General features: G+C 43.4%; 13 protein-coding genes. 1 reads left to right on the top strand and 12 read right to left on the bottom strand.

Annotated elements, in window-relative coordinates; all coding sequences use genetic code 11:
• Positions 1 to 49 precede the first annotated feature (49 nt).
• The 5 genes from ACTHRG_RS12665 to ACTHRG_RS12645 form a co-directional block, all read right to left on the bottom strand.
• On the bottom strand, positions 50 to 985 hold the full coding sequence (locus tag ACTHRG_RS12665; RefSeq protein WP_440231280.1) for a polysaccharide deacetylase family protein: 936 nt from the start codon (positions 983 to 985) through the stop codon (positions 50 to 52).
• A 213-nt stretch (positions 986 to 1198) separates the two neighbouring features.
• Positions 1199 to 1381, bottom strand: a complete 183-nt coding sequence (locus tag ACTHRG_RS12660) for a hypothetical protein (RefSeq protein WP_440231279.1) — start codon at positions 1379 to 1381, stop codon at positions 1199 to 1201.
• A gap of 163 nt (positions 1382 to 1544) precedes the next feature.
• Complete coding sequence (locus ACTHRG_RS12655) at positions 1545 to 2276, bottom strand: ABC transporter permease (protein ID WP_076263065.1); 732 nt, start codon at positions 2274 to 2276, stop codon at positions 1545 to 1547.
• Positions 2276 to 2986, bottom strand: coding sequence for an ABC transporter permease (locus ACTHRG_RS12650; protein WP_076263068.1), 711 nt, complete (start codon positions 2984 to 2986; stop codon positions 2276 to 2278). Before ACTHRG_RS12650 ends, ACTHRG_RS12655 begins: the two co-directional genes overlap by 1 nt.
• Positions 2983 to 3894, bottom strand: coding sequence for an ABC transporter ATP-binding protein (locus ACTHRG_RS12645; protein ID WP_076263071.1), 912 nt, complete (start codon positions 3892 to 3894; stop codon positions 2983 to 2985). Before ACTHRG_RS12645 ends, ACTHRG_RS12650 begins: the two co-directional genes overlap by 4 nt.
• A 131-nt stretch (positions 3895 to 4025) precedes the next feature.
• On the opposite strand from ACTHRG_RS12645, the gene ACTHRG_RS12640 reads away from it, so the two are divergent.
• Complete coding sequence (locus ACTHRG_RS12640; RefSeq protein WP_076263073.1) at positions 4026 to 4205, top strand: hypothetical protein; 180 nt, start codon at positions 4026 to 4028, stop codon at positions 4203 to 4205.
• Between the two features lie 8 nt (positions 4206 to 4213).
• Here the strand turns inward: ACTHRG_RS12640 and ACTHRG_RS12635 are convergent, their stop codons facing one another.
• The 7 genes from ACTHRG_RS12635 to ACTHRG_RS12605 form a co-directional block, all read right to left on the bottom strand.
• Positions 4214 to 5572 (bottom strand): sensor histidine kinase, encoded by a 1359-nt coding sequence (locus ACTHRG_RS12635; protein WP_076263075.1) that lies wholly within the window; start codon positions 5570 to 5572, stop codon positions 4214 to 4216.
• Positions 5569 to 6237 (bottom strand): response regulator transcription factor, encoded by a 669-nt coding sequence (locus ACTHRG_RS12630; protein WP_076263077.1) that lies wholly within the window; start codon positions 6235 to 6237, stop codon positions 5569 to 5571. Before ACTHRG_RS12630 ends, ACTHRG_RS12635 begins: the two co-directional genes overlap by 4 nt.
• Positions 6238 to 6339: 102 nt before the next feature.
• Entirely contained in the window at positions 6340 to 7440 is a 1101-nt protein-coding gene (locus ACTHRG_RS12625; RefSeq protein WP_076263120.1) for a serine hydrolase, read from the bottom strand.
• Positions 7441 to 7522: 82 nt separating this feature from the next.
• The gene (locus ACTHRG_RS12620; RefSeq protein ID WP_076263080.1) at positions 7523 to 8977 is read right to left on the bottom strand and encodes a PH domain-containing protein; all 1455 of its coding nucleotides are present in this window, start codon (positions 8975 to 8977) and stop codon (positions 7523 to 7525) included.
• Complete coding sequence (locus tag ACTHRG_RS12615) at positions 8974 to 9468, bottom strand: PH domain-containing protein (RefSeq protein WP_076263082.1); 495 nt, start codon at positions 9466 to 9468, stop codon at positions 8974 to 8976. The genes ACTHRG_RS12620 and ACTHRG_RS12615 overlap by 4 nt, the downstream gene beginning before the upstream one ends.
• Positions 9469 to 9495: 27 nt before the next feature.
• A complete protein-coding gene (locus ACTHRG_RS12610) occupies positions 9496 to 10401 on the bottom strand; it encodes an ABC transporter ATP-binding protein (protein WP_076263084.1) in 906 nt (301 codons plus the stop codon).
• Entirely contained in the window at positions 10401 to 11090 is a 690-nt protein-coding gene (locus ACTHRG_RS12605; RefSeq protein ID WP_076263087.1) for an ABC transporter permease, read from the bottom strand. The genes ACTHRG_RS12610 and ACTHRG_RS12605 overlap by 1 nt, the downstream gene beginning before the upstream one ends.
• Positions 11091 to 11217: the final 127 nt, after the last annotated feature.

The raw sequence follows: 11217 nt of genomic DNA, 5'->3' as shown, positions 1-11217 counted from the left end.
AAAAAATAAAAAAAACATGGGGACGGTTCTCATGTTTTCCCCATGTTCTTCATTGCAAAAGCTTATTCGCACCCGGCCGGGACGGATCAAAAACTCGTTTAACATCAAAAAAATCTTTTAAAACATCACTTTGTCCAGTTAACGCTGCACGCATACGAATCCCGTCTACATTTATGCGTGCTTGCCGGAAGTAATCCGGTCCTATCTGAGACCAGTAGGTGTTTGATGCATCAACATTGGCATAATATGCAAAACCCAGGCTTTTCAATAAATCATATTTATCACCTGAATACTGGTGCCAGTCTCCAATGTCACTGCCAAACGCGAATATTATGGTGTTTACAGGTCCTGTGATCGGTTCAACCTCTCTTTTCCATTTAAGCAGATCTTTTTCTAAATGTTCTGGAGATGCCTTCCCTGCATCAAGGTGTCCCCACGTATGTGACGCAAATGTCCACCCCTTTTGCTTCATTGCATTTGCTGCTTTTTTCGCCTGCTGCTGATCCTTTTTTATATTTGGATTATGCTTTTCACTATTCGGGCCATAGGTGGTCTCAGAAGTTCGATATCCTAATACTCCGTTATATCCGGTTAATGCAATAATTCCTTTTGATCCCTTATAGGAAAAATCCGGGTGCTGTTCAACAAAGTCATCCACGATGGGAACCAGGTCATAAGCCCCTTGAATGGATTCCCCTTTGTCATTTAGATAAGTATTTGTGATATCTCCATTAGTATCGAGCGTTAAGTTTTGGGGAAATCCGTCTCCCCTCATGTACTCATAATAACTGACATCATCCTGCGACAGCACCAATGGTTTTTTATCTGGAGGCAATAGAATATCCTGATAAACCATTTCCCCCTCTGAATTGAGTTTTGCAATATCCTCAAGATTAACAAGGATGTATCCTCTTTCGTATAATTCGTTTAAGATTTCTTTACATTCATCAATGGTTACCATGTAATCCTGATAACCTTGAGTCATACTGTCACCATCAAATGCCTTGGATGCATCCACAATCAATGAGTGAAAAAATAAATGAGGAATCTTGCTGTTGTCTAGCCATTTGACGAGATGATTCCTTTGTTTTTCGTAAGCATCTAAAGCCCTTTGTATGTCTTCATCTTCAGAAATACCTGATTGCTTTAATAGTGTAATAGCTTTTTCGTAATCATATTGTTGGGATGAAACCTTAGCCTAGGCTAACAGCTGTTCTTTCTCTTCCCTCGTCATGCTGGGGATGGCCTTTTTTTCAAGGCCGCTCTCCTGAGTAGAATGGTAGTTTACTGCCGCCATGTCTGCTGATGATTTGAAATTCTGACAGCCTGCCATAATAAAAAGACTGAGCATAGCTCCGACCAAAGCAAAACACTTCTTCATTTGAAGGCACTCCTTTGTAATGATTGAGTGTATTTTCTTCGTATCAGAGGGTACCGCAAATACTTATGGAGTTATAAAGAACCCTCTCGTTTTATAGACGAAAGAGATCCTTTTTTTGTTTCTGTATTTTTAAAACCAGGAGATTTCTCCCCTGGTATCTTACCTACACAGCCTTCCGCTGAAAATAAAAATAGCCGCCCAGATAAAACAGTAAAAAGAATCCCCCGATCACAGTCATAAGCTGCTCCCATGGAATAAAGAAAATGTCACCGCTATCGGATGTGGGATACATCATGGCAAACGGCTGTGCCCACGGATAATAGGGACCCACTTTCTCTGAATTCATTGCCAGAATGGATGGCAGCGTAAAAACGACATTGACTGCAAAAGGCGCCGCAAAGCTTTTGAACCAGACAGACATCCACAGCTGCAGTGCGACTAATGGGAACGCTGCGACCCAGCCTCCAAGTATGCTCTTCCAGACAATCTCCGCCGGAAAAGGATCAGCTACGCCTTTATATAATCCTGCTCCTGCAATAGCGGCCAAATAAAATAACTGGATAAACAATACCAATAACAGGATCAGAACATACTTAGCAGCAAATACTTTCCCTCTTGTGACTGGCAGTGCCAGCAGCTGCTTCCAGCCCCCGGCCTGATGCTCATACCTGCAGACAAGGCTTGCCAGGACTCCCGTCACTAACGGTAAAAAGAAAACCGCATAAGGCAAATTCATATAGATCAGAAGCATATACCATTCATTCATCATCCCCGCTGCTTCAGCTGTATCTGTCCCAATCCCCGCACCAAGACCAATCAGTGGACCCACTAATAGGATGCCGATCATGTTTGATTTGCGCAGTTTAAACCATTCCGATTTCAAAATAGTAAGCATTATTTCACATCCCTTCTCACAAAATCAATCATTCCTGCTGCGTATAATAATATGCCTGCTCCGGCACCAAGCAGGACGTTGATGAGAGGTTCCTCCCAGTCGTTCAGCAGCAGCGGCCATTTCCAGATCAGCCAATCCGGTAAAGCATAGCCGGCATAGGTCAAGATCACACCCAGAATGCCCAGAGTGATTGGCACACCCTGGTTCACACTCACGGTCGCTACCCAAAGCTGCAGCGCCAAAACAGGCAATGCCGCAAAAAAAGGATAAAAACTATATTTCAGCAGTCCGGCATACGGAATCTCACCGCCCAAATCCAAAGAGGTTCCAAAAGCAAGCGTGAACAGCAGCAAAAGCACAGAAGAAATCAAAAGCAGAACTGACAGCACCGTGAATTTTGATAAATACACGCTCATTTTCGAAACAGGCAGTGCCATCAGCTGTTTCCAGGCATTCGTTTCATTTTCAATGCTCGACATAAAAGACGTCAGGATGACGATGCCCAGCACAATCGCCAGCGGTGTGAATGAATGAATATTGTCCAAATAATATCCCCAGCGGTCATCATTCTGACCGAACAAATACTCCTTGCGCACTCCATAATTGACCATCTGCATGGCTACTACCCCAATAGGACCCAGGATGGTCAGGAACCAGATTCCTTTCCGCTTGATTTTCATAAATTCGGCTGACAGCAATTTCCCCATCATCCGGCCTGCTCCTCCCTTGTCATTTGCAGGAATATGTCTTCCAATGACCGCTTTTCTTCTTCTACCCGGTAAACGGAAAATCCGTCTGCCACAAGTCCGCGTACGGCTTCAGCCACTTTTTCATCCGACTGCTGGGGCAGCGAAATGATGCCATTATCCAAACTTGCCTTCAATCCCCTTCCAAGCAGGGCACGCCAGGCTTTATCACTCTCGCTGACCTTTAATAGAACGGACTGCTGTGCAAACATGCGCATCGTTTCAATAGAGTCCTGAAATATCATTTTTCCTTTTGTCACAATCCCAACTGTTGTCGCCATCTGGTCAATCTCCGATAATAGATGGCTGGAGATCAGCACGGTCATTCCGCATTCAGATGGCAGGCTTTTAATTAAATTGCGAATCTCAATAATTCCTGAAGGATCCAAACCGTTTGTCGGCTCATCCAAAATCAGCAGTTCGGGGTTATTCAACAGTGAAGCAGCAATCCCAAGCCTCTGCTTCATCCCAAGCGAGAAGCCCTTTACTTTTTTATCCCCGGCAGCTGTCAGCCGGACAATTTCCAGCACTTCATCGATTCTCTGTTTCGGTACACCCACTATTTTTCTCATGGCTTCCAGATTTTCTTTTGCCGTTAAATGCGGATAATAGGATGGTGACTCCACAAGCGAGCCCACACGTCTCAATATATTTAATCTTTCTTTCTTTAAATCATTTTGGAAGATTTCAATTCTGCCGGAAGTAGGCTTCATGAGTCCCAACAGCATCCGGATTGTAGTCGTTTTCCCTGCCCCGTTCGGTCCCAGAAATCCGTAAATCTCACCTTTTGGTATTTTCATTTCCAGTCCTGATACTGCTTTCTCCTGACCAAAGTGCTTTGATAAATTTTCTGTTCTTACGACATACTCCATTCCTCTCACCTCAAATTCCATCTTATCCGGCGAAGGTTAAAACAAAGGTGGAGGGAAGTTTAAAATTTGTTTAAAAAATGACACTTTTCCCCTCTGCTATGCGTCTAATACAGCAGAGAGGAGTAAACATAATGACGTTTAAAAAACTGTTTAACATTGGGTACGCGGTATTCCTGATTGCCTGCTTACTCGTATATTTCCTTATTCCGCACACCTATGGCTGGGTTGTCCTGGTTACACTGGCTGTTCTTTTTGGCATCTATCAAGTGTTTATCTTATGGAAAATGAAGCAAAAAAGGAGCACCTCCTGAGGCTGCTCCTAATGTTTTCTAATGATTTTAATTACTGTACCACTGTCACCGGACTCAATCTCCCACTCAAGCTTCATACCCTTTACCATCATATCCACTATCGATAAGCCAATCCCCGCTCCCTTTTCATTGGAACTGTTTTTCAGCCCTTTACCATGATCAATAAAAACAATGGCATCGCAATCTTCGGTGGATAATGTCGCCACTTCAAGGTAAAGCCCATCCTTCGCATGCCGCAGCACATTTTGCAGAATGTTATCAAAAATACGGCCCAGCCACATTGGATCGGCCTGCCATTTCTTCTCAAATGGCTCTAACTCGATGTTCACTTCAAAGCCTTCCTTCTCAAAGACAGGATACCAGGACGCCATATTTTCACGAACAAACCGGACCGCATCCAGCTCGATCAGCTCCTGCTTATGCTTGCTCGCCATTAAAAGCGTGTAGCTCATTAAATTTTCTATTAGTCTATCAATTTTGATGATTGAGGTTTCCAGTGCTTTGACAGCCTGCTTCCCTTCAGGAGACAGATCTTCTTTTGCGATAGAATAGGTTTGCGCATTGATCTTCGTCAAAGGCGTACGCAGATCATGTGACAGATTCGCAATCAGCTCCCTCCGCAGCTGCTCTTCCTCCTGCTCGCGCCGCTTGCTTTCTTTAAGCTCCTCGACCATCTCATTAAACGTCTGTTCCAGCTGGCCGATTTCATCATTCTTTTGCACATCGATACCGATTGGCAGGCTGTCCATATCCCGTCTTTCCATTGCCTCCTGGAGATGGAGCAGCCTTTTGCGAATGCCCCGGAAAAATAAAAAGGAGACGATGATAAACAGAGAAATGATCAAAAGCAGGCCTGCTCCCAGGAAGATTCCGTATTTATCTGCAACCTGGACCATCGGAGGAAGAAACAAATTACGCGGTATCTCAAGAACGATAAAACCATTTTTCTCATCCCCGCCAATAAAGCTAATGACTGTATAAGGATCACCGCCATACCTCTCCTTAATAAACTTCGCTGTAAAGGCAGGCGTCCACTGAACAGGAAGATTCGACTTCACATCCCGCTGCTCCATCAGATTTCCCATTTCATCTACCCAAAACATCGAAGCATCAGAATACGTCTTTTTCCATTCAGCAAATAGACTGCTAACGGATTCCCTTGAGGCGTTCTCGAGTTCTGCTGCATCAGCATGCCATTTTTCTTCAATCTGCTTTGGTTCGTATTTATTGCCCTGCCCTCCTAAAATGTCTTCCTCGAGACCCATAACCAGCAATGCCACAAGTAAATAAGCTGCCTGAAACAGAAATAAGGCAACCAGAATAATCGCCATATACCTCGACTGCAGCGATTGAAAAAATTTTTTCATATCTTCACCCTGTAGCCGATTCCGCGGATGGTCTCAATGATTTCCGGACGCGATGGATTCTTCTCAAGCTTTTCACGAAGGTAGCGGATATGAACCATCAGGGTTTTATCGCCCTCCATGTATTGTTCTCCCCAGATGCCTTCATAGAGCTGTTCTTTTGTCAGTATCTGATTCAGATGGCGAATAAAGAACTGAAAGAGCTGATACTGCTTGCCTGTCAATTGAATTTCACGGTCTGCCTCCTGGTCGATAATCCGCATATCCTTTGTATGTACCTGCAGGTGGTGAAGCTCCAGCACCTGATCATTCTTTTGAAATCGCCTTAACAATACTTCAATCCTCGCAGCAAGCTCATCCGGCTGGAAAGGCTTTGTCAAGTAATCATCCGCAAAGCTCAGGCCCTCCAGCTTATCCTCCACCGCCGTCCTTGCAGAAAGCATAAGTACCGGCATGTCATTCTTTATTTTCTTAATCCGCTTCCCAAGCGAAAACCCGTCAAGCCCGGGAAGCATCACATCCAAAATTGCCATATCCGCTTCAGAAAGATAGCCTTCCATCCCTTCCCCGGACTGCAGCCAGATCACCTCATGGCCTCTTTCCCCTAAATCATTTTTCAGCCAGCTGCCAATATCACTTTCATCTTCTATGTATAAGATTCGCGCCATACTCTCCACCCTTTAACTTATCTTTTATTAATCTGCTATTTCAGGAGATTTTGCTAGGCAAAAAAACATCCGCCCTTATATACGAATGCTTCTTCTATACTTTTAATGCAGTTTCTCTTTTACAGAGTCCCGGAATTCGCTGTTTGTCATAAATTCAAGCTGAAAACTGTTCATATTCCTTGAAAGCTCTTTAATTTCCCTATCGCTCAAATCATTTGCCAGGAAAGCCATTTCTGTACGATTGCCCTCTTTATCGGCTGCATACATGCTGATGGTAAAAACAAAGGCTGTTGAGCCGCTCTTTTGCCCTGCATGCTGAAGCCACTCCTGGTTTCTCGGGTTTTTCATCAGCTGTTCCATCCCGGGATCCAAATAAGAATGGACTTCCTTGGAAAAATAGCTTTTGCTGTTTAATAGCTTCATAAGCTCTGCATAGTCACCAGCAGAAGCACGCGGAAGCCTGTCAGACCATACCTTTTGAAATTCCATATCCAGAACCTTCAGCACTTCCTCCTTATCCTGTTCTTGCGGCGGGTTGCTTTCCCATTTTTGATGAATTTTTCTACCTCTCTTTCGATACTCTTCAAGACTCATGCTCTTCAATTCCTTAAGTGCTTCCTCTTTTGACAAACCCTTATCCTCCATAAGTTCCATCGGAATAAACAGGGCACTGACAATCGGATACACCTCTTCATGACTGGAAAGCTGCAGATCATCAGAGAGCTTATTCACATTTTCAATCCCCAGAACTTTTAACAGGTAATCGGTATTGGCATTTGAACTATAGGCGATCATCCCATTAGCCACTTCGCTCAATGGCACATTTTCCGCATCATCTGTAAGGCTATTAATCCAAGCCTCGTGGGCTCCGCCATCTGTATTAGGAACATAATAGTTTTCCAGTGTTTTTAAATCGACTTTTTGCTGCGGGTCTATTTTTCCCTCTGCTGCCTGGCGCGCGTATTCGATTGCCACTATGATTTTAACCGTACTTGCCAAAGGCAGCGGCATGTCCTTATTGATGCTAACCCAATCCTCATCGTTATGGCGAATAACCATAGCCATATTTTCTGTTCCTTTGTGTTCTTGCACATAATCAATTACCGACTCAGGATCCCCGCTGCTCTTACTCTTGAGATACATGAACCCAGCTAAAACAGCTGCTGCTAACATTAGAATGACTCCCGTACTGATCCAAACCATCTTCAAAAGGAAACCTCCATAATTATCTTTTATTTATTACATACGAAAGCTAATCCCAGAGGTTTCAATTTTATGGAAAAAACTATTTAATTTTCACTTCATCTATCCGGCTCTTATACCAGGTATGGAAGAATGAAGCCCATTCCGCCGGTACATTTTCTATGCCGGCATGCTGAACAGGCTTCCCTCGGTTTACAGTCTGTATAGAGGCCAGACCAAACATTTTTTGCCAGCGTGTTGCCGTTACTTCTGCCTCAATGATTTTACTGCGTTTGGAGATAAAGACCCGTGTACCAATAATCCCGGTCTTAAATTGGATAAAAGAGCCATTGATTAAGTACCGTGCATTTGCATATCCAGCTGTCCTTGCAAACACAACCAGAATGATTAAAATGACAGAAGCCGCTATCCAGGTATCCCCAAACCCCATAAACTCAGGCTTAAAATAAGAAAGGGCTGCTGTCGAGATGATCCATAGCCAGCTTGGCGATAATAGGCTTGCCCATAAGGCGTTTTTCGGAAGCGGAACCATGGACTGTGAAACCTCATAAGCCGGCAAAATCTCCTCTGCTAACTTATAGGCCCGATCCACAGGCAGAAAAGGAAATAGTGAATTTACACCTTCCTTCTCCTCTCCCTCCATAACATCACCTGCCGCCGCCAGCTTAACTTCAGCCACTCCAGCCAAACGTTTCATAGCATTTTGCTTAATTTCGATGGCCTGAACCCGGTCTTTTGAAATGGAGAAAGAGGTTTCTTCCAAGAAACCCTTGCGGATATAAATCCGTTTTTCATCAGATAAGATTTCATATTTTCCATACTTTATATACGTGCGCAGAAAACCTGCCAGTACTGATAAAAGCAGAAAAAAGATGAGTGCAGAAGCCTGCACCTGCCATGATGAAAAATGCACTTTTAAAAAGTCCAGTCCTCTTTCTTCCAAATCGATAAATTCTGATGCTTTTGTATAAATGGAAGCAATCAGTGACAGCAGCACAAGGAAACTCAGCGAAGTATATGATGCTTTTATAAGATCTTTTTTTTCAGGTGTGAAATGCAGTGTTCTTCCGCTCATATCCGGCATTTCTGCTTCTGTTTCCGCTGAAACCTTCTCCTCCAGCCAGGCAGCTCCCTTTAAAGAAATCACTTTGAACTCAACTGCAGAATCAATACCCTCCATTCCTGTTTCAAGTGTAAGAGATGTGACACCAAATAACCGGTGAAGAATGGACGTATGCCTATGGGTATTCTGAACTTTAGAAAATGGCACAGTCTGCTTAGAACGGACAAAAACTCCTTTAGATAAATGAATTTCTGCATCGTCAACCGTATACTTATTTGAAAGCCATTTTAAGAAAATTGATATTCCAGCCAAGGCAAGAAACGGAAGAAAAAGATTGCGTCCCCATACAATTAAAAAGAATTGTGAATCGGCTTTCATCACAAATAAAAACAGGGCGATAAATGTTGCATTTCTCAGTAATTGAATAACTCCAAATAACATATGAAGCGGATGATATCTTCTGGCTTGCTTCATTCGTCTTCTTCCTTTATTTTGGCATATTTGGCTATCTGATTTCTTAATGAGGCCGCCTCACCTTCCGGCAGAGCCGGAATCGTGTGAGAGGAACCCATTGTCCCCATAGTCACTGAATATAGCCCGTATTTCCTCATAATGGGACCCTGTACGGTTTCAACCGATTGTACTTTTGTCATGGGAATCAGCAGATGCTTTTCCTGCCATACCCCTGACTTCATCTGTACATATTCTTCATCCACATCATAGCGCCAGCTTTTATACTTAATAAACGGTGATATAAAAGACCAAATTGCAGCTGGGATCGAGACAATTAATAAGATAATTAGAACCCAGCCGATCCATTCCTTCCATGAGAATAAATCATCCAGATAAAACAAAACTCCCAGAACAGCAAATCCGATGATATTCTGGATCACCTCAGAGATGATCCATACCCGGATAGCCCTTGGCGATATCCGGTTTTGAGGCTCCTTTATATTTACGAGCATATAAATCTCCTATCTGTTTTCCATATATTATTCATTTAAAAAGATTTCTTCCAGAGAAGGCTCTTCAATTTCCACCCTCAGAACATCCGCCTTGCATTGTGTGAATGCCCTTATCATTTCAGCAATCTTTTTCTCATCGCTGATCGTGATCACTGTATAAGCGTCCCCGTGTTCAAGCAGACTGCCAGCTGACTCAAGCCACTGCTTCAGCTTTGCCCGTTCCTGCATTGGCGCATTGGAGTGTTTTATCTTGACCGTTATGGTTGAACGGTAAAATGCCCGCAGCTCTTCCATCGTTCCAATCTTATCAATGATTCCATCCCGCATGATGGCAATCCTTGAGCAAATCTTCTCCACTTCATCCAGGTTATGAGATGTCATGAAGATTGTCTTTCCCTGCTTTTGAAGCTCTTTAATGAGCCGGTGTATGAGAATGGCGGATTCTGCATCCATACCCGATGTAGGCTCGTCGAGAAAAACCAGCTCAGGATCATGTATAATCGCTTGAGCAATCCCGAGTTTCTTTTTCATGCCAAAGGAGAATTTGCCTGCTTTCTTATTGGCATGAGATAAGAGATCCACACTTCTCAGAACCTCCATGCATTTTTCTTTCGTAGCCCTGGCGCCCGATAGCTCAGAGAAAAAACGCAAATGATCCAGAGCGGTCCATGCCCCATAGAAAGATGAATAATCCGGCATAACCCCCACTCTTTTCATCATTTTGGTATCAGGACCTTCTATCCCGAGGAGTGAATACGTTCCGCTGCTCGGAGAAATGATGCCTGTCAGCATATTAATAAAGGTGGACTTTCCTGCACCGTTACGCCCCAGAAATCCAAATATCTCTCCTTTTCTTACGGTTAAGTCTATTCCCAGGACCACCTGTTGGGCACCATAGGATTTTGAGAGCTGTTTCGCTTCGATGGCATTCATCAGCACTCCCTCCTTTTAAAAACAGCATTTGCAGCCAGCATCATCATACCAGCCAATCCCAATATGACTAGAAATGTAAAATCATCCCGCTCCAAATAGTAGAAAGGAACAAAGTACTTCATCCAATTCACCCAGCCGTTTGGTGTAAAAGCAGCCCAAAAGCCAAACGCCGGCAGCAAAAGCCCAAGAATATTGCCCAGGAACATGGTATACCCCGGCCTTGGAATGAGAACGGACAACAGCAAAGCCAAAGCCGCCTGATACGTCACCAGACTCAGCGTCTGAGAAAAGATGAACAGATCGAACTTCCTTGAAAAAATACTGATAAGCAAAAAGGACACTGTAATGCAGACAAACCAGAACATCCATATTCCGAGGAATTTCCCGTATACTATAGCTGATCGTGACACCCTGGTCACAAGAAACCTCATGGTACGTTCGTGGACCTCTCTGTTTATTGTGTCGTGTGATAAACCGAATACAAATAATTGGCCAAGAAGCAAAATGACAGTTAAAAGGCCAATTGTGTGGATATCCTCGGTCTCTCCTGCAGTCAAATCCGCACCTGATGCTATGAAACTGGAAAATTTCGCCGCATAATACGAAACTGCAAATAGTATAGCGATTATAATAATCGATTTAAAACTTTTAAAAAGGCTTATAAACTCTCTCTTGCACATCATAAACATGAATCCTTGCTCCCTTCAGCCTGATATGACTAAAGTATAAATGCTGAAGCTTAACCTATCTGAAATACTACCTTAATTTTTCCTTAATTCCTATATTTTTGGAAGTTGAATGATAAGATAAGTGTTG

Source organism: Cytobacillus sp. SAFR-174 (assembly GCF_051964675.1).
GTDB lineage: Bacteria > Bacillota > Bacilli > Bacillales > Cytobacillaceae > Cytobacillus.
Note: the sequence above shows the minus strand (reverse complement) of the source record. Positions and strands in the feature narration are given on the sequence as shown.

Excerpts from the sequence above, each read along its gene's own strand:
- ACTHRG_RS12665 (WP_440231280.1), bottom strand. The coding sequence starts at position 985 with ATGACTCAAGGTTATCAGGATTACATGGTAACCATTGATGAATGTAAA.
- ACTHRG_RS12660 (WP_440231279.1), bottom strand. The coding sequence starts at position 1,381 with ATGAAGAAGTGTTTTGCTTTGGTCGGAGCTATGCTCAGTCTTTTTATT.
- ACTHRG_RS12655 (WP_076263065.1), bottom strand. The coding sequence starts at position 2,276 with ATGCTTACTATTTTGAAATCGGAATGGTTTAAACTGCGCAAATCAAAC.
- ACTHRG_RS12650 (WP_076263068.1), bottom strand. The coding sequence starts at position 2,986 with ATGATGGGGAAATTGCTGTCAGCCGAATTTATGAAAATCAAGCGGAAA.
- ACTHRG_RS12645 (WP_076263071.1), bottom strand. The coding sequence starts at position 3,894 with ATGGAGTATGTCGTAAGAACAGAAAATTTATCAAAGCACTTTGGTCAG.
- ACTHRG_RS12640 (WP_076263073.1), top strand. The coding sequence starts at position 4,026 with ATGACGTTTAAAAAACTGTTTAACATTGGGTACGCGGTATTCCTGATT.
- ACTHRG_RS12635 (WP_076263075.1), bottom strand. The coding sequence starts at position 5,572 with ATGAAAAAATTTTTTCAATCGCTGCAGTCGAGGTATATGGCGATTATT.
- ACTHRG_RS12630 (WP_076263077.1), bottom strand. The coding sequence starts at position 6,237 with ATGGCGCGAATCTTATACATAGAAGATGAAAGTGATATTGGCAGCTGG.
- ACTHRG_RS12625 (WP_076263120.1), bottom strand. The coding sequence starts at position 7,440 with ATGGTTTGGATCAGTACGGGAGTCATTCTAATGTTAGCAGCAGCTGTT.
- ACTHRG_RS12620 (WP_076263080.1), bottom strand. The coding sequence starts at position 8,977 with ATGAAGCAAGCCAGAAGATATCATCCGCTTCATATGTTATTTGGAGTT.
- ACTHRG_RS12615 (WP_076263082.1), bottom strand. The coding sequence starts at position 9,468 with ATGCTCGTAAATATAAAGGAGCCTCAAAACCGGATATCGCCAAGGGCT.
- ACTHRG_RS12610 (WP_076263084.1), bottom strand. The coding sequence starts at position 10,401 with ATGAATGCCATCGAAGCGAAACAGCTCTCAAAATCCTATGGTGCCCAA.
- ACTHRG_RS12605 (WP_076263087.1), bottom strand. The coding sequence starts at position 11,090 with ATGTTTATGATGTGCAAGAGAGAGTTTATAAGCCTTTTTAAAAGTTTT.